Annotated in this window: 19 protein-coding genes; 10 read left to right on the top strand and 9 right to left on the bottom strand. The window is 65.3% G+C overall.

Annotated features, from left to right (window positions below; translation table 11 throughout):
• Positions 1-286: 286 nt before the first annotated feature.
• Both JI59_RS01545 and JI59_RS01540 read right to left on the bottom strand, forming a co-directional pair.
• Positions 287-1489, bottom strand: coding sequence for a carboxynorspermidine decarboxylase (locus JI59_RS01545; RefSeq protein WP_038575362.1), 1203 nt, complete (start codon positions 1487-1489; stop codon positions 287-289).
• 131 nt (positions 1490-1620) lie between these two features.
• Positions 1621-2832, bottom strand: a complete 1212-nt coding sequence (locus JI59_RS01540) for a saccharopine dehydrogenase family protein (protein WP_007014834.1) — start codon at positions 2830-2832, stop codon at positions 1621-1623.
• Positions 2833-3049: 217 nt separating this feature from the next.
• Here JI59_RS01540 and JI59_RS01535 point away from each other — a divergent pair, with 217 nt between their 5' ends.
• The 6 genes from JI59_RS01535 to JI59_RS01510 all read left to right on the top strand — a co-directional run bounded on the left by JI59_RS01535 (position 3050) and on the right by JI59_RS01510 (position 7004).
• Positions 3050-4267, top strand: a complete 1218-nt coding sequence (locus tag JI59_RS01535; protein WP_007014833.1) for a BtaA family protein — start codon at positions 3050-3052, stop codon at positions 4265-4267.
• Positions 4264-4908, top strand: coding sequence for a class I SAM-dependent methyltransferase (locus tag JI59_RS01530; protein ID WP_007014835.1), 645 nt, complete (start codon positions 4264-4266; stop codon positions 4906-4908). Before JI59_RS01535 ends, JI59_RS01530 begins: the two co-directional genes overlap by 4 nt.
• A 15-nt stretch (positions 4909-4923) precedes the next feature.
• Positions 4924-5889: a threonine ammonia-lyase gene (locus tag JI59_RS01525; RefSeq protein WP_007014832.1), complete on the top strand. Its 966-nt coding sequence runs from the start codon at positions 4924-4926 to the stop codon at positions 5887-5889.
• A gap of 51 nt (positions 5890-5940) precedes the next feature.
• Positions 5941-6369, top strand: coding sequence for an MAPEG family protein (locus tag JI59_RS01520; protein ID WP_007014831.1), 429 nt, complete (start codon positions 5941-5943; stop codon positions 6367-6369).
• Between the two features lie 75 nt (positions 6370-6444).
• Positions 6445-6675 carry a hypothetical protein gene (locus tag JI59_RS01515; RefSeq protein ID WP_138921513.1) on the top strand — a complete coding sequence of 77 codons (231 nt, stop codon included), beginning with the start codon at positions 6445-6447 and terminating at the stop codon, positions 6673-6675.
• 68 nt (positions 6676-6743) lie between these two features.
• Positions 6744-7004 carry a hypothetical protein gene (locus JI59_RS01510; protein ID WP_007014829.1) on the top strand — a complete coding sequence of 87 codons (261 nt, stop codon included), beginning with the start codon at positions 6744-6746 and terminating at the stop codon, positions 7002-7004.
• 30 nt (positions 7005-7034) lie between these two features.
• On the opposite strand, the gene JI59_RS01505 is transcribed toward JI59_RS01510, so the two are convergent.
• The 4 genes from JI59_RS01505 to ilvD are packed head-to-tail and all read right to left on the bottom strand — an operon-like array spanning position 7035 to position 12004.
• On the bottom strand, positions 7035-8303 hold the full coding sequence (locus JI59_RS01505; RefSeq protein WP_007014828.1) for a class I SAM-dependent RNA methyltransferase: 1269 nt from the start codon (positions 8301-8303) through the stop codon (positions 7035-7037).
• Positions 8300-9739, bottom strand: coding sequence for an NAD(P)H-hydrate epimerase (locus tag JI59_RS01500; RefSeq protein WP_007014827.1), 1440 nt, complete (start codon positions 9737-9739; stop codon positions 8300-8302). Before JI59_RS01500 ends, JI59_RS01505 begins: the two co-directional genes overlap by 4 nt.
• Positions 9699-10142, bottom strand: coding sequence for a hypothetical protein (locus tag JI59_RS01495; protein WP_007014826.1), 444 nt, complete (start codon positions 10140-10142; stop codon positions 9699-9701). The genes JI59_RS01500 and JI59_RS01495 overlap by 41 nt, the downstream gene beginning before the upstream one ends.
• A gap of 5 nt (positions 10143-10147) precedes the next feature.
• Positions 10148-12004: a dihydroxy-acid dehydratase gene (ilvD, locus tag JI59_RS01490; protein WP_007014825.1), complete on the bottom strand. Its 1857-nt coding sequence runs from the start codon at positions 12002-12004 to the stop codon at positions 10148-10150.
• Between the two features lie 218 nt (positions 12005-12222).
• Between ilvD and JI59_RS01485 the strand changes: the two genes are divergently transcribed.
• Positions 12223-12648, top strand: coding sequence for a DUF3806 domain-containing protein (locus tag JI59_RS01485; protein WP_038576783.1), 426 nt, complete (start codon positions 12223-12225; stop codon positions 12646-12648).
• Between the two features lie 75 nt (positions 12649-12723).
• Here JI59_RS01485 and JI59_RS01480 read toward each other — a convergent pair whose 3' ends face one another.
• The 3 genes from JI59_RS01480 to JI59_RS01470 all read right to left on the bottom strand — a co-directional run bounded on the left by JI59_RS01480 (position 12724) and on the right by JI59_RS01470 (position 15983).
• Positions 12724-13446, bottom strand: a complete 723-nt coding sequence (locus JI59_RS01480) for an N-formylglutamate amidohydrolase (RefSeq protein WP_007014823.1) — start codon at positions 13444-13446, stop codon at positions 12724-12726.
• Complete coding sequence (locus JI59_RS01475; protein ID WP_007014822.1) at positions 13443-14258, bottom strand: 4-(cytidine 5'-diphospho)-2-C-methyl-D-erythritol kinase; 816 nt, start codon at positions 14256-14258, stop codon at positions 13443-13445. Before JI59_RS01475 ends, JI59_RS01480 begins: the two co-directional genes overlap by 4 nt.
• 75 nt (positions 14259-14333) lie before the next feature.
• Positions 14334-15983, bottom strand: coding sequence for an electron transfer flavoprotein-ubiquinone oxidoreductase (locus JI59_RS01470; protein ID WP_007014821.1), 1650 nt, complete (start codon positions 15981-15983; stop codon positions 14334-14336).
• A 103-nt stretch (positions 15984-16086) separates the two neighbouring features.
• Here JI59_RS01470 and JI59_RS01465 point away from each other — a divergent pair, with 103 nt between their 5' ends.
• From JI59_RS01465 to moaB, 3 genes are all read left to right on the top strand, one after another.
• On the top strand, positions 16087-16842 hold the full coding sequence (locus JI59_RS01465) for a uracil-DNA glycosylase family protein (protein WP_038575359.1): 756 nt from the start codon (positions 16087-16089) through the stop codon (positions 16840-16842).
• A 69-nt stretch (positions 16843-16911) separates the two neighbouring features.
• The gene (locus JI59_RS01460; RefSeq protein WP_007014819.1) at positions 16912-18726 is read left to right on the top strand and encodes a lytic transglycosylase domain-containing protein; all 1815 of its coding nucleotides are present in this window, start codon (positions 16912-16914) and stop codon (positions 18724-18726) included.
• Positions 18716-19243 carry a molybdenum cofactor biosynthesis protein B gene (moaB, locus tag JI59_RS01455; RefSeq protein ID WP_007014818.1) on the top strand — a complete coding sequence of 176 codons (528 nt, stop codon included), beginning with the start codon at positions 18716-18718 and terminating at the stop codon, positions 19241-19243. The genes JI59_RS01460 and moaB overlap by 11 nt, the downstream gene beginning before the upstream one ends.
• Positions 19244-19258: the final 15 nt, after the last annotated feature.

The following is a 19258-nucleotide window of genomic DNA, read 5'->3' as shown; positions in this document are numbered from 1 at the left end:
ATAAGCCTGCGGTGATGAATCGCAAGTGAAAATCCGGAAGGTTCACAAAAACGTCACATAGGGTTTCCAGCCCTGCTCAGCAGGGTGGTTCCCGGTGACTATCTCCTGTGATTTCCGTATTTTACCCAGAAATCTCTCCACTCGGAAAAATGCAAACCCGGGGCGGCAGAACCGCCCCTCACACCAATAACAACGCCAGCGCTGACAAGAAGGTCCCGGCGACTCGCCGCCAAGGAGCCCGATCGCGCCTGCATTGAGACGAACGGCCCCTACTCGCCTAAGTCCTTCAACTCAAGCGGTCGCGGAAATCCTCGTATGCGAACTTGCGCACGCACTCGAGCGAATCCGTTTCCGAATCCCACAGCCAGATCGAGGGCAGCGGTACCCCGTTGAAAGTGGTTGTCTTGACCATCGAGTAGTGCGCCTGGTCGAGAAAGGCGAAGCGCTCGCCCGGCTTGGCCTCGACCGGAAGCACATAGTCGCCGATCACGTCGCCCGCGAGGCACGACGGTCCGCCAAGGCGTACCCTGCCCCCTTGCGCCTCGTCGACGAGGTCGTCGCCCTCGATGGGCACCTCACCCAGCATCGCGGGGCGATAGGGTGCCTCGATCACATCGGGCATGTGGCAGGTCGCAGAGATGTCGGTGATCGCAACCGGCATGCCGTTGAAGCCCACATCGAGGATCGTGCCGACGAGGATGCCGGCGTCGAGCGCGACCGCCTCGCCCGGTTCAAGATAGATTTCCGCGCCGGTGTCCTCGGCCATGTCGCGCAGGAACTCGACGAGTTCCTCGCGCTGGTAGTCGGCGCGGGTGATGTGATGGCCGCCGCCGATGTTGATCCACTTGAACTGGCCGAAATATGGCTCGAGATAATCGAATGCCTTGTCCCAGGTGCGGTGGAGCGGTTCGAAATCCTGCTCGCACAAGGTGTGCATGTGCACGCCGTCGATCAACTCGACATGCTCTTCCGTCAGCTGGTCGATCGGGAAACCCAGGCGCGAATGCGGCGCACACGGATCGTAGCGGGGCACTTCGCCCTCGGGGTGGAGCGGATTGATGCGAAGCCCGATGTCGAAATCCTCGCCACGGGCACGGGCGGCTTCGATGATCGGCCAGCACCGTTCGATCTGCTGGGGCGAATTGAAGATCACGTGATCCGAAAGGCGCAGGATCTCGTCGAGATCGTCGGGCTTGTAGGCCGCGCAGTAGGTCGCGATCTCCCCGTCGTAGAACTCGGAGGCCAGCCGCGCTTCCCACAGGCCCGAGGTGCACACGCCGTCGAGGTACTCGCCGATGATCGGGGCGGTCGACCACATCGAGAACGCCTTGAGCGCCGAGAGCACTTTTGCGCCCGACTGCTCGCCGACCTCGGAGAGCACGCGCAAGTTTTCGCGCAGCTTCGCCGCGTCGACGACGAAGCTGGGACTGTCGACGCGCGACAGGTCGAATTGGGCGAATGCGCCCGGATCACCGGCTCTGGTTTCCATCACTCAAACCCCAACATCACCGTCGCTCCCGCACAGGCAGGGCCCCGCTTCATCGTCGCGGGGAAAACAAGCGCGATCCCCGTCCGAGCGGGGATGACGGAGGAAACCGGAACGATTTCCTCCAGACAGCCTCAGAACGGCAGCGGTTCGGCCAGTTCCTCGCAGGTCCACGGCAGGCCGTGCTCATTGAGCATCGCCATGAACGGATCGGGGTCGAACTGCTCCATGTTGAACACGCCCTCACCCTTCCAGGCGCCGGTCAGCATCATGGCAGCGCCGATCATCGCCGGAACGCCGGTGGTATAGCTCACCGCCTGATTGCCGGTTTCCTCGTAGGCGTCCTCATGGTCGCAGATGTTCTTGATGTAGAACGTCTTCTCACCCGAACCGTCGAGCGCCTCGCCCGTCGCGATGTCGCCGATATTGGTCTTGCCCCTGGTCGTCGGGCCGAGCGAGGCCGGTTCAGGCAGGACAGCCTTGAGGAACTGCAGCGGAACGATCTCGACACCGTTGTAGATGACCGGATCGATGCGGGTCATGCCCACGTTCTGCAGTACGGTCAGGTGCTTGATGTACTCGTCGCCGAAGGTCATCCAGAAGCGTGCGCGCTCCATCTCGGGGATGAACTTCGCAAGGCTTTCCAGTTCCTCGTGGTACATCATGTACATGTTCTTCGGGCCGACAGCTTCGAAGTCGAACGACTGTTTCACGCCCATCGCGGGAGTCTCGACGAATTCGCCGTTTTCCCAGTGGCGCGCGGGCGCGGTCACTTCGCGGATGTTGATTTCCGGGTTGAAATTGGTTGCGAAGGCCTGGCCGTGATCGCCGCCGTTGCAGTCGAGAATGTCGAGCGTGCGGATCGTCTTGAGCTTGTGCTTCTTGAGCCACATCGCAAAGACGCTGGTAACGCCCGGATCGAAGCCCGAACCGAGCAGCGCCATGAGTCCTGCTTCCTTGAAGCGGTCCTGGTACTCCCACTGCCAGCGGTACTCGAACTTCGCCACGTCCTTGGGCTCGTAGTTCGCCGTGTCCATGTAGTTGACGCCGGTCGCCAGGCAGGCGTCCATGATCGCCAGGTCCTGATAGGGCAGCGCGAGATTGACGACGAGCTCGGGGCCGATCGAGCGGATGAGCGCCGAAGTGGCCTCCACGTCGTCGGCGTCGATGGCGTAAGTGCCGATCGTCACGCCGGTGCGTTCCTTCACCGACTCCGCGATCGCCTCGCACTTGGAGACCGTGCGGCTGGCGAGGTGGATGTCACTGAAGATATTCGGGTTCATCGCCATCTTGTGGACTGCGACCGAGCCGACGCCGCCTGCGCCGATCACCAGAACCTTGCTCACCGATCTTCTCCTTCAATTCACCCGGACAGGGCGCGCACGAACAGGTGCGAAGGGCCGCATATAGAATGCCTGTGTGACAACTCAACGCCGATCCGCCTGCGAAGTTCACGGATATGTCGATTGTCGAGCTGTCATAAACTGCCATCGTCGCGTCATCACCCGGTCACGCGCTGCGCACAAAGGTCGCAAAACCGTCAGCGGCGAAGGACTGATCCAGATGCCCAAGAGTGCCTCGACCCTCATCGAAAAGGCTGTTGTCCGCCACGAATCCCCCCGCCTCTCCCGCCTGCTCGACAAGGCTTTCGCGATGGCGTTCAAGGGTCTGGTCTATGCCCAGATCTGGGAAGACCCGGTGGCAGACATGGATGCGCTGAAAATCGGGCCCGACAGCCGCATCATCACCATCGCCAGCGGCGGCTGCAATGCACTGAGCTACCTGACGGCCAACCCGCACTCGATCACCTGCGTCGACCTCAACACTGCGCACATCGCCCTCAACAAGCTCAAGCACGCCGCCGTGCGCCATCTGCCAGACTATGCGAACGTGCGACGCTTCATTGCCGAGGCCGATCATCCGTCGAACGTCGAAACCTACTCGCTGCTGCTCGCCCCCCATCTCGACGAGGCGACGCGGCGCTACTGGGAAGGCCGCGATCTCGTCGGTCGCCGCCGGATCGGTGCCTTCAGCCGCGGGATCTACAAGCACGGACTGCTCGGCAATTTCATCGGCCTCGCCCACATCCTTGCCAAGCTGTACCGGATCGATCCTGCCGAGATCCTCGGCGCAGGGTCGCTCGAGGACCAGCGCCGCGTCTTCGACGAACGCTTCGCGCCCATCTTCGAACGCCGCCTGGTCCGCTGGCTGACCAATCACCCCGCTTCGCTGTTCGGCCTTGGCATTCCGCCCGCCCAATACTCTGCCCTTGCCGGCGAGCAGCGCATGGCGGACGTCCTGCGCGCCCGGCTCGAGAAGCTGGCTTGCCACTTCCCCGTCAACGACAACTACTTCGCCTGGCAGGCTTTCGGGCGCGGCTATGGGCGCGGCGCGGAGCATCCCCTGCCCCCTTACCTGCAGCGCGGCAACCTGCCCCTCGTGCGCGAGCGGCTCGACCGGCTCACCGTGCGCCATGCCAATTTCACCCAGGTCCTCGCCGAAGCCGGCGATGCCTCCTACGACCGCTACATCCTGCTCGACGCGCAGGACTGGATGAGCGACGCGCAACTGGCCGAGCTGTGGAGCCAGATCACCCGCACCGCCCGGCCGGGATCGCGCGTACTGTTCCGCACAGCCGCCGAGCCCTCGCTGCTGCCCGGCCGTGTGCCCGACGCCATCCTCGATCGCTGGGAATACCGGGAGGTGGAGTCGCAGGCGGCGACACTGGCCGACCGCTCCTCGATCTACGGCGGTGTGCACCTCTACGAGCTGCGCGCGTGACCGGCTCGACACCTGCGACCGACCATGCCGCACTGATGGACAGGGTCTATCGCGGCCAGCGTCACATCTACGACCTGACGCGCAAGTACTACCTGTTCGGCCGCGACCGTCTGATCGACGAGCTGGAATGCCGCGCCGGTCACGCCGTGCTCGAGCTGGGCTGCGGCACCGGACGCAACCTGCAGCTCATTGCCCGCCGCTGGCCCGGCGTGCAGTGCCACGGCCTCGATATTTCCGCCGAGATGCTCAAGAACGCCCGCAAGCGGCTGGGCTTGTCCGGTCGGCTGGCCCTCGGCGATGCCACCCGTTTCGATGCGCGCGGCCTGTTCGGGCGCGAGGGCTTCGACCGCATCGTCCTGTCCTATGCGCTCTCGATGATCCCGGGCTGGGAAGCGACGCTGGAGCAAGCGGTTGCGGCACTGGCCCCGGGCGGCTCCGTGCGCGTCGTCGATTTCGGAGATCTGGCCGGCCTGCCCGCGCCGCTCGCGGGGGGATTGCACAAGTGGCTCGCGCATTTCCACGTCACCCCGCGCACCGGGATGGAATCCGTTTGCACCCGAATTGCGCGCGAGAAGCACCTCAGGCTGGAGCACGTGCGCGGACCGCTCGGCTATTACCAGATGGTGCACATCTCGCGCTGAGACTATAGCGCGGCGATGAGCAGTGCATCCCCCCGCAAGCCGACCGCCGAGGGCGTGAGCCTCGCCGCGCGCAAGGTCGGTGAAATCCTTCCCATGACTCCCCTGCTCCCGCTCGAAGTCGAGGGCACAAGGATCTGGTGCAAGGCCGAGTGCCTGCAGCCTGTCGGCGCGTTCAAGATCCGCGGCGCATGGCACCGCCTGACCGCGCTGTCCGAGCAAGAACGCAAGCGCGGCGTCATCGGCGTATCGAGCGGCAACCACGCGCAGGGCGTCGCCTGGGCCGCCCGCGAACTGGGCATCGCCGCGACCATCGTCATGCCCATCGACGCGCCGCAGGTGAAGCTCGCCAACACACGTGCGCTCGGGGCCGAAGTCGTGCTCTACGACCGGCCTGGCGGCGAGGACCGCGACGAAGTGGCCGAACGGCTGACGACCGAGCGCGGTGCTACCTTGGTCCATGCCTTCGGCGACCCGTGGATCATCGAGGGGCAAGGCTCTGTCGGGATCGAGATTGCCCGGCAAATGAACGGCGCGCCCGATCTGATCGTCACACCCTGCGGCGGCGGCGGCCTTGCCGCAGGCCTTGCCCTAGCCTGCCCCGCTTCGCGCGTGATCCCGGTCGAACCGGAAGGATGGGACGATGTCTGCCGCAGCCTGGCAGCGGGCAAGATCCTCCCCGTTGCGCCCGATGCGCCGCCGACCGCTTGCGATGCCCTGCAGACCCCGGCGACGCGTCCGGTCAATTTCGAGGTTCTGAAAGCACGCTGCCCCTTCGGCCTGATCGCGACGCCAGCGGAAATTCGGGCCGCACAGCGGCTTGCATTCCAGAGGCTGCGCCTGGTCGTCGAACCGGGAGGTGCGGCTGCGCTGGCCGCCGTTCTGGCGGGCAAGGTCGAGCTTGCGGAGCGCACGGCCATCGTGCTGTCCGGCGGCAATACCGATCCTGCGAGCTTTGCGGCGGTACTGGCCGGGAACGATTGACAAGTTCCCCGTCTCGGCAGACGCTAAGGCACTGGCAGAGGGGGAAATCGAATGATCGGAATGGCGATATTGCAACCCGTGGTCGCGCTGGCCGCGTGGACCATGGTCATGTGGTTCTGGCTTTACGGCACCCGCATTCCGGCCCTCAGCGCCGCAAAGGTCGATCCCGAAGAGCTCGCCAGCGATCCCGCAAACTCACTCGACAATCTCCTTCCGCCGCAGGTCCAGTGGAAGGCCCACAATTACAACCACCTGCACGAGGCGCCGACCGTCTTCTATGCCGTTGCGATCACCCTTGCCATCATCGGCCAGGGAGATGGTCTGAATGCCCAGATCGGCTGGGCCTACGTCGTCCTGCGAGTGATCCATTCGATCGTGCAATCGACCATCAACAAGATCAGCCTGCGCTTCGGTATCTTCGCGCTCTCGAGCTTCTGCCTGATGTTCCTCGTGGCCCGCGCGGCGCTCGCCATGTTTTGAGCAAAACTGGCTCTGGACCCGGCGGCCGAATCAACGTAGTATACTACCAATAATAAATGACCTGGGAGCGTGAGCGTGGTAGTCGACCGCACATATACGGCTGTAAAACCGGGAAAATACGTTTTCCTGAGCGTGGTCGTCTTTTGCATTCTGCTGACCATTACCTCGCTCGTCGACAAGGTCCTTCAGACCGGCTGGGGTCTGAACTGGCACACATTCTTCATCGGCTTCATTGCCAGTGCCTGGGGCATCGCGTCCTATCAGCTGTGCGCTTCCTGCCTTGGCTGGACCGAAAAGCGCCGCTGACCGGTTCCGGAGCGTTTCCTCCACAATCCGCTTTCGTCTCGGGCGCGCCTGCTGGTAAGGCGTGAGGCATGGATTTCGACGACCAGCTTCGCCGCTATTTCGGCACCGACGACCTGACCACCATTGCCCCGACCACGCTTGAGGTGGGCATCGACCGGATGAAGGTCGACTTCGGAATGGAAAAGGACAGTAGCCGCAAGTTCGCGCTGTGGACGCTGATGTACATGTTCGGCGCCGCGCCCGACCTAGACGTCGCATTCAAGAGCGAGGAAGATCGCGAAGCCGCGCGCGACTTCATGGACATGATGGCCAAGGCCGCCGGAGAATAACGGGCCGCGCAACAAGCCGCCCGCGCACGCTCAGTCCCTAACGAACAGGCTCGCCAGCTCGACATGCGTCGACCAGCGGAACTGGCCTACCGGGCGCAGTTCGACAAGGCGGAATCCCGCCTCGATCAACCGCGCCGCATCGCGTGACCAGCTCGACGGGTTGCAGGAAATATAGACCACCCGCCCCACGCTCGATTCGGCAATGCAGTCCACCTGCTCTCGCGCGCCGGCGCGTGGCGGATCGAGGAGAACCGCCGCGAACTTGCCCAGTTCGTCTGCCTGCAGCGGATTGCGGAACAGGTCGCGGTGGACGGCAAAGACCGGCTGCTGCGAGCGGTCCGCGGCGGCCTTGCAGGCCAGATGCGCATCGCGCGCGGCCTCTGCGGCCAGCACTTTCCTATCCGGTCCCGCCAGCGCGAAGGCGAATGTGCCCAGCCCGGAGAAAAGATCCGCAACCGTCGGCATCCCGGCGAGCCATTCCCTGGCCGCGCCGACCAGCGTTTCCTCGCCGTCTTGCGTCGCCTGCAGGAAGCTGCCCGGCGGAAACGGCACCGAGACTTCGCCCAGCTTCACCGTGACCGGTTCAGGCTCCCAGACCACTTCGTGGCCGTAGCCGCCATCCATGGTAAGGCGCGCAAGACCGTGGTCGCGCGCGAAGTCCAGCATGGCCTCGGTCGCCGCTAGCCCTTCCGTGGCCAGGCCCTTGACCCCCAGGTCGACGCCCTGCTCGACCAGGGTCATTTCGATGTCGGCGGCCATGCGCGGCATTGCGCCGCTCTTTTCCTGGCGCTTGCCCTGCTTTCCGCCCTTCTTCGGCTTGGGCGCGCCCTTGCCCATCGTGATCAGCAGCTTGCGCAAGGGCGCCAGCAGCGCCGCCAGCTCGGGCGCCATCACATGGCATTCCTCAAGCTCGACCAGCCGGTGCGAACGCGCCTCGCGGAAGCCGACGACGATGCGGCCTCCCGAACTTTCCGCCCGCAGCGAGACGCGGCGGCGGCTCATCGGCGGCGAGAGATGCGGCGGCGTGATCGTCTCGGCGCCCAGCTCCTGCGAAACCGAGGCATTGGCCACGCGCGCCTCGACGAAGGCTGCAAGGCTCTCCTCGTCGAGCTGCTGCAACTGGCAGCCACCGCAATGGCCGAAATGACGGCAGGGCGGCTCCACGTGATGCGGCCCCCATTCCAGGGTGCCGTCCTCGTGCAGCATGTCCCCCGGGGCGGCGCCCCAGGCAAATCGGCCACTTGCGGTTACGCCATCGCCCTTGGAGGCGATGCGCAGGATTTCTTCGGTTTCGCTCACACACAGGCCGCTAGCGCAGCCGGTATCCTCTCGGCAAGCTGTCCGGCAGTGAAAGCCGGCGGACAAAGCCGCGCTGCCTCGCCGTGGAGCCATACGCCCTCGCAGGCCGCCTCGAAGGCGGGTACCCCGCTGGCGACCCGGCTGGCGATCGCTCCGGCAAGCACGTCCCCGGTACCAGCGGTCGAAAGCCACGCGGTCGCGCGCGGTGCGCAGGCGAGCCGACCGTCAGGCGCGGCGATAACTGTATCCGGCCCCTTGGCAACGACAATCATGCCGCTTTCCGCCGCCAGCGCGAGGGCGCGCTCGGGCCGCGAACCGCTGCCATCGAGGTCGAAGGCACGTTCGAGCGCGACCATCTCGCCTTCATGGGGCGTGGCAATCGTCGCGGCCTGCCGTTCGGCGAGATGGCGCGGGGCAAGCAGGATCAGCGCGTCGGCATCGACGACTGCGGGTACCGCATCGGCGAGCGCGACGGCGAGCCTTTCGCGCGCAAGACCGTCGCGTCCGAGCCCCGGGCCGACCAAAACCGCGCTGTTGCGATCATCGGCCAGCACATCGGACAATGCGCCTGTATCGACGACGAGATCGGCGGGCGCATTGCGCTTGCTGTCGGCGAACAGCTTGACATAGCCGGCCCCTGCGCCCTGCGCGGCGATGCTGGCGAGGATCGCCGCGCCCGGCATGGCCCCGCCGACGACGGCAAGAAGCCCGCGCTTGTACTTGTGCGAATCCGCAGAGGGTGCGGCAACTGCCGGACGCGCCACCGCGAAGGCGGCCCCCGCGACCGGTTCCACGCCTATCGGCACCAGCCGCAATTCGCCCATGCGCGCAGAAGCGGGCATCAGGAAATGCGCGAATTTCCAGGCCCCCAGCGCAATCGTCAGGTCGTACTTCGGCAAATGCTCGTTGAGCAGCATACCGTTGTCGGACTGGACGCCACTGGGCAAGTCGACTGCGATCGACAGGCGGTGCGATGCCGCCAGAGCGTTGACGACGGCCGCGTGCTCCCCGGTCAGGGGACGCGCAAGGCCGCTGCCGAACAGGCAGTCGACGAAGACGTCGCCTTCCACCTGCACATCGCCGCCAGGGGCATCTAGGGCGATGACTTCGCCCTTGAAGAGCGCCCGCGCATTGCGGGCCGCGTCGGTCTTTGGCTCGGTCGCAGCGATGACCACGGCATGCCCCCCGCGCTCGCGGATTGCCTCGGCGATCACATAGCCGTCGCCGCCGTTGTTGCCCGGGCCGCAAAGGACCGTGACCTTGTGATGTCCAGCCAGCCGCCAGACCCAATCCGCGGCTCCTCGACCGGCCACCTGCATCAGTTCGTCGACCGATGTCCCGGCGTCGATCAGGGCCTGCTCGGCATCGCGCATCTGCGCGACAGTCAGGATCTGGTCAATTCGCGTCCGATCGCTGGGCGTCTGTTCGCTGGACATCAGTTTCTCCGGTGGCATCGGGCCTGGGCCGCACTTTCGCGGGGAAGACATAACGATCCGTTCCCACGCTCACGTCGAGCGAGCCGTCCCTGAGCGCAGTCACCGCCTCGTCCGCGCCATCGGCCACGGCTATGCCGCGCCCGTCGGTCAGCACTTCAAAGCGGCGAAAGGCGCCATCGGGATGATGAACGACCAGCATCAGCTTGCCGTCGACCTCGCCGCGCTCGACGGCGCAGGCCTCGGTCAGCTTTTGCGCGCCGCCCACGGCGCAGGCGATGTGGTCGGCCCCTTCGGCCGTCGCCGGCGCCTGCGGCTTCCCGCTCGAGCATGCGACCAGTGCGATCAGCGGCAGCAGCGCGAGCACGCCGCGCGAAAGTCCGACAACCGCCGCGCCGCGCGCCATGCGGCTCAGTTCCGCTTGAGCTGGCTTACGTCGCGCACCGCGCCGCGTGCGGCACTGGTGGTCATCGCCGCATAGGCCTGCAGCGCAACCGAGACCTTGCGCTTGCGCGGATGGACCGGCGCCCAGGCATCGGCCCCGCGCGCTTCCATCCTGGCTCGACGCGCAGCCAGTTCCTCGTCCGAAATCTTCAGCGAAATGGAGCGGCCGGGGATGTCGATCTCTATCACGTCGCCGTTCTCGACCAGACCGATCGCACCGCCTTCGGCCGCCTCGGGCGAAACGTGGCCGATGGACAGCCCCGAAGTGCCGCCCGAGAAGCGCCCGTCCGTGATCAGCGCGCAGGCCGCGCCGAGGCCCTTCGACTTGAGGTAGCTGGTCGGATAGAGCATTTCCTGCATGCCCGGTCCGCCGCGCGGCCCTTCGTAGCGGATGACTACGACGTCACCGGCAACGACTTCGCCGCCGAGAATACCGGCAACAGCCGCATCCTGGCTTTCATAGACCCGCGCCGGGCCGGTGAACTTGAGAATGCTGTCATCAACGCCCGCCGTCTTCACGATGCAGCCGTCGAGCGCGACATTGCCCGACAGGACAGCGAGGCCGCCGTCCTGGCTGAAGGCATGTTCCTTCGAACGGATCACGCCGCCTTCACGGTCGATATCCAGTTCCTTCCAGCGGCGCGATTGGCTGAACGCGGTTTGCGTGGGCACACCGCCCGGAGCAGCCTTGAAGAATTCCTGCACCGAGGCGTCCTTGGTGCGCACGATGTCCCAGCGCTCCAGCGCATCGCCCAGAGTGCGGCTGTGAACGGTGGGCAAATCGCGATGGATCAGGCCGGCACGGTCCAGCTCACCGAGAATCGCCATGATGCCGCCGGCGCGGTGAACGTCTTCCATGTGGACGTCGGACTTTGCCGGCGCGACCTTGGACAGGCACGGCACCTTGCGCGAAAGGCGGTCGATGTCGGTCATGGTGAAGTCCACGCCTGCTTCGTATGCGGCCGCAAGCAGGTGCAGCACGGTGTTGGTCGAACCGCCCATGGCGATGTCGAGGCTCATCGCGTTCTCGAAAGCACCGAAGCTGGCGATCTTGCGCGGAAGGACGTTCTCGTCCTCCTGCTCGTAGTAGCGGTGGCACAGGTCGACGACGAGGCGGCCTGCTTCACGGAACAGCTTCTCGCGGTCGGCATGGGTGGCCAGCACCGAACCGTTACCCGGCAGCGAAAGGCCCAGCGCTTCTGTGAGGCAGTTCATCGAATTGGCGGTGAACATGCCCGAGCACGAACCGCAGGTCGGACAGGCCGAGCGCTCGATCGCGGTGACTTCCTCGTCGGTGTAGCTCTCGTCCGCAGCGGCAACCATGGCATCGACGAGGTCGAGCGCGTGTTCCTTGCCCTTGAGCACGACCTTGCCCGCTTCCATCGGCCCGCCCGAAACGAAGACCGCCGGAATGTTCAGGCGCAGCGCGGCCATGAGCATGCCCGGGGTGATCTTGTCGCAGTTGGAGATGCACACCAGCGCATCGGCGCAGTGGGCATTGGCCATGTACTCGACACTGTCGGCGATCAGGTCGCGGCTGGGCAGCGAGTAGAGCATGCCGTCGTGGCCCATGGCGATGCCGTCGTCGACCGCGATGGTGTTGAATTCCTTGGCGACGCCGCCCGCGGCCTCGATCTCACCGGCGACAAGCTGGCCAAGGTCCTTGAGATGGACGTGACCGGGCACGAACTGGGTGAAGGAATTGACCACGGCGATGATCGGCTTGCCGAAATCGCCGTCCTTCATGCCGGTCGCGCGCCACAGGCCACGGGCACCAGCCATGTTGCGGCCGTGGGTGGAAGTGCGGGAACGATAGGCAGGCATCAGCGAAACTCCGGTCGAAAACAGCGCCCCACAGGCGCACAAGTGCTTGGTGCGCCCCCTACGGCATATGGGGCCTCATCCGAAGCGAAAAAATACCATGAAGGGCGCCTGCGCCGCACCTTTTCTTGCGCAAGCGGCACTTGCGACGATTGCACACAGGCTATTCACAAGCCGGTTTTGGCCGCCGGGCGCCTTGCTGCTATCATGGTGCCATGGACATGCCTGAACCCCTTACCCTCGCACCCGAGGAGCAAGAGTGGCTCGATCTGGCCAGGGGATGGATCAAGGGTCACTTCGCCAACAACCCCGACGAAGCCTACGACACGATCGAGGGCAAGCTGGCCGTGATCCGCGCCAACCTCGCGCAAGGATGGGTCGGCCCAGAAGACACCTGGAAGCTGCAGTCGCTGGGGATCGCCATGGGCGATGCCCTGGCACAGGACCTGATGCTGGACTGGGTGACGGTGGACGACGAGTACGGCCGCCAGCCCGCGCTCAACTGGCCGGGCACGAGCATCCTGTGCTTCCCGGTGACGATGATCTCGCAGCGCGTCGAGGAAGGCGAGCGGGTCGACATCGACATGATGTATGAACAGACGCGCGAGCAATTGAACGAGATCGCCTTCGGCGGCGATGCGGAATAGCGCAGACGGAGGGCCTTGCCCCTTGCAGGCTACTCTCGGTCCCGACCTGTCGCAACCGACGCGACAATTTGAGCGCTACTCCAGGCCGATCGCCACTTCATTGCAGATGCGCGTCAGGCGCTCGGCCCATTCCTCCTGTCCGGCATCGTCGGCGATCAGGTCCTGCCGCACTTCAAGGTACAGGTAAGGCCGTCCCTCGCCTTCGACGTGGCGGCAGATCGTCGAATTGTAGATCTTGCCCGAATAGGGAAGCTGGTCCCCGACGATCAGGCCATCGGCGTCGAGCAAGGGCTCGGCAAGGCGCGCGCCGCGGTCGTCTTCATCGTAAAGCAGGCCGCAGTGCCAGGGGCGCTCCTCGTCGGGCCGGGTTTCCAGCGCCGGGGTGAAGCTGTGCAGGATCAGAGTGAGCGCCTGCGGCGTGCCGTGCAGGATCTCTCCCAGCGCTTCGTGGAACGGGCGATGGAAACGCGCCAGACGCGCTTCGCGGTCGATGTCGAGATTGCCGGGAATGACGCGGCCGTCGCTCCTTTCGGGGATCGCGGCCGGGTCGGTCTCGTCGCGGTTGGTATCGCATACGAGGCGGCTGACATTGCCGAGGAAGGCCGCCGTGCCGGTATTGCGCGCCATCTTCTCCGCGATTCCGGCCACGCCGGTGTCGATGGCGATGTGTTCGTCCATCAGCGCGGCATCGATGCCGAGCGCGATGTCGTCCGGAACGCGGTTCGAGGCATGATCGGCAACGACGAGGATGCCGCCGAAACGCGGGGTTCCGACGATGCGATAGGCTTCGTGAATCAACGCAGGGCTCCGGTCATCTGCCAGTATTCGGGATGGTCGCGCGCAATCGCCTCGGCGGCGGCCAGCATGGCCTCGCGGCTTTCGTAAAGGGCGAAACAGGTAGCGCCCGAGCCCGACATGCGGGCGAGAAACGGATCGGTGCGCCCGAGGGCCGCAAGCACATCGGCCACCTGCGGGCAGATGGAGATGGCCGGGACCTCCAGGTCGTTGCGCCCGGCTAGCGCGATCTCGCGCAGCGATCCTGTCGGCATTGCCCCGCGATCCTCGCCGTCCCACGCCTTGAACACCGGCCCGGTCGGCACCGGCACGCGCGGATTGACAAGCAGGACCGGGCATCCGGCAAGGTCGTTCTCGGCCACTTCCTCAAGGTCGGTGCCTGTCCCGGTGCCGATGCACGGGCGCGAGAGGACGCAGGCCGGCACGTCTGCCCCCAGCTTCGCCGCCTTCGCGTGCCAGTCATCGGGCAGGCCATGCCCGCGCTCGACCATGCGGAATACCGCGCCCGCGTCGGCCGAACCGCCGCCCAGCCCCGCCGCGACCGGCAGTCGCTTGTCGAGGTCGACCGCCCAGCCCTTGCCGTGCGGCAGGGCGGTGAGCGCCCTGGCGACGATGTTGTCGAAGGGGTCGTCGATCTTCCCGGCGAATTCACCGTGCGTCGTCAGGTGATCGCGGTCCGCGACGGAAGCTGTCAGCCGGTCGCCATCATCGACGAAGGCGAACAGCGTCTCCAGCTCGTGATAGCCGTCCTCGCGTCGCCTGCGCACGTGCAGGGCGAGATTGATCTTCGCATAAGCGGTTTCGGAAAGAGTCATCGCGCCCTCCCTGAAACGAGTGAAGCGCCGGAGCAACCCCCGACGCTTCACAGTCATTTCGCCATGATCCGAAAATCACATGTTCGGGTAGTTCGGACCGCCGCCGCCTTCGGGCGTGACCCATTCGATGTTCTGGGTCGGGTCCTTGATGTCGCAGGTCTTGCAATGGACGCAGTTCTGCGCGTTGATCTGCAGACGCGGCCCCGCACCATCCGGGTCGACGAACTCATAGACGCCTGCCGGGCAGTAGCGCGCTTCCGGCCCGGCATAGACCGGCAGGTTGATCGCGGTGGGTACCGTCGGATCCTTGAGCCGCAGGTGACAGGGCTGCTCTTCCTCGTGGTTGGTGAACGAGTAGGCGACACTGGTCAGGCGGTCGAAGCTGATGACGCCGTCGGGCTTGGGATATTCGATCGGCTTGTACAGATCGGCCCGCTGCAGCGTCGAGGCATCGGTATGGTGCTTCATCGGCTTGGCAAGACCGAAGCCGAACAGGGTGCGCAGCCACATGTCCGCGCCGGCAAGGATCGTGCCCAGCTCGCCGCCCCACTTGGCGACCAGCGGCTCGGCGTTCTGCACGAGCTTGAGCTCCTTGGCGATCCAGCTTTCGCGAACGGCACTGTCGTATTCCATGAGCGAGTCCTGCTCACGGCCCGCCTTGATCGCGGCGGCAATCGCCTCGGCGGCGAGCATGCCCGACTTCATCGCGGTGTGCGTGCCCTTGATGCGCGGCACGTTGACGAACCCTGCCGAGCAACCGGCCAGAACGCCGCCCGGGAAGGCAAGCTGCGGCACCGACTGCCAGCCACCCTCGTTGATTGCGCGCGCGCCATAGGCCACGCGCTTACCGCCCTCGAGGATCTTGCGGATTTCCGGGTGCTGCTTCCAGCGCTGGAATTCCTCGAAGGGGTAGACGTAGGGATTCTTGTAGTCGAGCGCAGTCACGAAGCCGAGCGAGACCTGGTTGTTGGCCTGGTGGTACAGGAAGCCGCCGCCCCAGGAATCGCTCTCGCTGAGCGGCCAGCCCTGGGTGTGGATGACCCGGCCCGGCGCATGTTTGTCGGGATCGATGTCCCAGAGCTCCTTGATGCCAAGACCATAGATCTGCGGCTCGCAGTTCGCCTCGAGGTCGAACTTGGCCTTGAGACGCTTGGTCAGGTGGCCGCGCGCGCCTTCGCAGAAGACGGTGTACTTGCCGAGCAGGTTCATGCCCGGCTGGAAGTCGCCCTTGGGATTGCCCTCGCGGTCAACGCCCATGTCGCCGGTCTGGACGCCGATCACCGCGCCGTTGTCGTCATAGAGGATCTCGGCAGCCGGGAAGCCGGGGAAGATCTCGACTTCGAGTTCCTCGGCCTTTTCGGCAAGCCAGCGGCACAAGTTGCCGAGCGAGCCCGTGAAGTTGCCTTCGTTCGACATGAAGGGCGGCATCACGATCTCGGGCATCGAGACCTTGCCCTTCTTCGTCAGGTGCCAGTGCAGGTTGTCGGTCACCGGTGTTTCGGCCAGCGGACAGCCGTCGTCGGCCCACCCCGGAAGCAGCTCGTCGAGCGCCTTGGGGTCGATCGTCGCGCCGGACAGGATATGGGCGCCGATCTCGGAGCCTTTTTCCAGCACGCAGACCTGCAATTCGGGATCAACCTGCTTGAGCCGGATCGCCGTCGACAGGCCGGCCGGACCGCCGCCGACAACAACGACGTCGTATGGCATCTCTTCGCGTTCAATCATGGGGGCCCCCAACTCCGATCCTGTTATCCGGTATCAACTTAGTCGTACGATTAATTTCTCTTGTGCCTTGATTGCTCGTCGCCGACAGGTCAAGACCCCGGCGATGGTTCAAGCCACGAATACGCAATTTCTGGACGATATCGCAGGCGCACTGGACTGGTGGCGCGATGCGGGGGTGGACTATGCCTTCCTCGACGAGCCGCGCCAGTGGCTGACCCCGCCCGAGGACGAAGACGCCGATTCCACCGGACCGCGGCGCCCCCGGCGCACACCGGTCGAACAGGTTGAAGCAACGCCGCCACCCAGCCGCTTCGATCCTGCAGCGCTGCCCGGCGACCTCGCCGCCTTCGGCCAGTGGTGGCTGAGCGAACCGCTGCTCGACGATGGCTCCACCGAGGGCAGGATGCTGCCACAGGGCCAGGCGGGCGCGAAACTGATGGTCGTTGTCGACATGCCGGAACCCGACGACAGCCAGGCGCTGCTCGGCGGACCGCAAGGCAGACTGCTCGATGCCATGCTGGCCGCCTTCGGCACGCGCCGCGAGGACATCTACCTCGCAAGCGCCCTGCCCCGCGCGACACCGGCGCCCGACTGGGCAGCGATGAACGAGCGCGGGCTCGGCCAGGTGCTTGTCCATCACGTCAACCTGGTGGCGCCGGAACGGCTTATCCTACTGGGAACAAACGTCCTGCCGCTCATCGGGCACGAATTGCCGCAACGCTCTGCCGTTTTGCACACATTCCATCATGAAGGAGGAACGATACCTCTGCTTGCTTCGAGGGGGCTACCTGCATTGCTGGCTCAGCCGCGATGGAAAGCCGTTCTCTGGCAGGCCTGGCTCAAGTGGACGACCGGCTGAACCGGCCCAGCGCAGATACCGCAGAGCCAAGTTGCGCCTGACCGGCCGGGGCCGCACCGGGCAGGCAGAGTGATCGAACGATCGGGGAAGCGAATTTTGACTAAACTTGCCAAGGCAGGATGGATCGCCGGACTCGCCATCGCGTGCACCGCGACCGTGGCGACCGCTCCTGCATATGCGAACAGTGCCGCCGTCGACTATTTCCGCACCCGCGCGGACCGCACTGCCGTGCCTTCGCTGCTGAGCCAGGATGATCGCGCCTATTACAAGCAGGTGTTCGACGCGATCGACGCCAAGAACTGGTCCAAGGTCCAGCAGATGCTGGCCGAGCGTCCCGACGGCCCCCTGCACCAGCAGGCCCGCGCGGAATACTATCTTGCCGCCGGTTCGCCCAAGATCGAGCTGCCCGACCTGAAGGACTGGCTGGCCAAGGGCACGGAGCTTCCCGGCGCCGACCAGATTTCCCGCCTTGCCCTGAAGCGCGGGGCCGAGGCGATCCCCGACCTGCCGACCGAGCAGCAGTTCGCCCGCCTGCCCTCGATGCCCAAGCGCACCCGTCCCTCCTCGATCAACGACGGCACGATGCCCGAGGCGATTTCCTCCGGCATCCTCGAGCGCATCAAGAACGACGACCCGACGGGCGCGCGCGTCCTGCTCGACGGGATCGACGCCGGGCTGAGCAATTCGGCGCGCGCCGAGTGGCGCCAGCGCGTCGCCTGGAGCTTCTACATCGAGAACCAGGACGCCTCGGCCTACCAGATGGCGCAGCTGGCTGCCCTTGGCACCGGCCCCTGGGTTGGTGAGGCATGGTGGACAGCAGGCCTTGCCGCATGGCGCCTGGGCGATTGCGATGCCGCCAGCGATGCCTTTGCCAAGGCCGCGAAAACGTCCGAGAACGCAGAACTCACTTCGGCATCCTATTACTGGCAGAGCCGCGCCCTCGTGCGCTGCCGCCGCCCCGACCTCGCCGCAGAGCCGCTGCGCATGGCGGCCAAGCGCGACGAGACGCTTTACGGCATGCTGGCGAGCGAACAGCTCGGCGTGCACTTGCCCGAACAGCATGCAGGTGCGGACTTCACCCAGTCGGACTGGCAGTCGCTGCGCAACAACACCAATGTACGCACCGCGGTTGAGCTGGCGGAAATCGGCGAGGACGGCCTTGCCGACGAAGTGCTGCGCCATCAGGCCCGCATTGGCGATCCCGGCCAATACGAACCGCTCTCCCGCCTAGCCCGCGACCTTGGCCTGCCTTCGACGCAATTGTGGATGGCCTACAATGCCCCGCGCGGCGGCAAGCCCGAACCGGCAACCCGTTTCCCCACTCCCAAGTGGACGCCCATCGGCGGCTGGAAAGTCGATCCGGCGCTGGTCTATGCCCATGCGCTGCAGGAATCCATTTTCCAGGCCAGCGTCGTCAGCCCCGCCGGTGCGCGCGGCCTGATGCAGATCATGCCTTCCGCCGCACGCGATCATGCCTCGGACATCGGCGTGTCGGGATCCGCCAGCGACCTCAACAAGCCCGAGATCAATCTCGCGTTCGGCCAGCGGCACCTCGAAATGCTCAAGGGCTCATCGGGAACGCAGGGCCTGCTGCCCAAGGTCATGGCGGCCTATAATGCCGGTCTAGCGCCGGTCACGCGCTGGAATACCGAGGTCAAGGACGACGGCGATCCGCTGCTCTGGATGGAATCGATTCCTTACTGGGAAACCCGCGGCTACGTGAACATTGTCCTGCGCAATTACTGGATGTACGAACGCCAGGCGGGCGGCGTTTCGGAAAGCCGGATGGCGCTTGCACAGGACATGTGGCCGACTTTCCCGGAACTGGCCGGGTCAAAGGGCGTACGCATGGCAGCGAACGGAGCGATCTTGCGTGGCCATTGACCTCGACCGGACTTTCAAGCCGATCAACATTGCCCTTCTGACTGTATCCGACACCCGAGGCCCCGAGGACGATACCTCGGGCGACATTCTCGAGCAGCGGATTCGCGATGCCGGCCACAAGCTGGTCGCGCGTGCGATCGAACGCGACGATGCGGTGCGGATTGCCAACCGGCTGAACAACTGGGTCGACGATCGCGGAATCGACGCCATCGTCTCGACCGGCGGCACCGGACTGACTGGCCGCGATGTCACGCCCGAGGCGCTCGACAAGATCAAGGACAGGGAAATCCCCGGCTTCGGAGAGCTGTTCCGCTGGCTTTCCTACAAGACCATCGGCACTTCGACCGTGCAGAGCCGGGCCGTGGCGGTCGTTGCGCGCGGGACCTACATCTTCGCCCTGCCCGGATCCAATGGCGCGGTGAAGGACGGCTGGGACGGCATCCTTGCCGAGCAGCTCGACAGCCGCAACCGGCCCTGCAACTTCGTCGAACTCATGCCGCGTCTGCGCGAAGTCTGACTAGCCGAGGGTTCG

It is taken from the genome of Novosphingobium pentaromativorans US6-1 (assembly GCF_000767465.1).
In the GTDB taxonomy this organism is placed as follows: Bacteria; Pseudomonadota; Alphaproteobacteria; order Sphingomonadales; family Sphingomonadaceae; genus Novosphingobium; species Novosphingobium pentaromativorans.
This window is presented reverse-complemented; position numbering and strand designations above follow the sequence as displayed.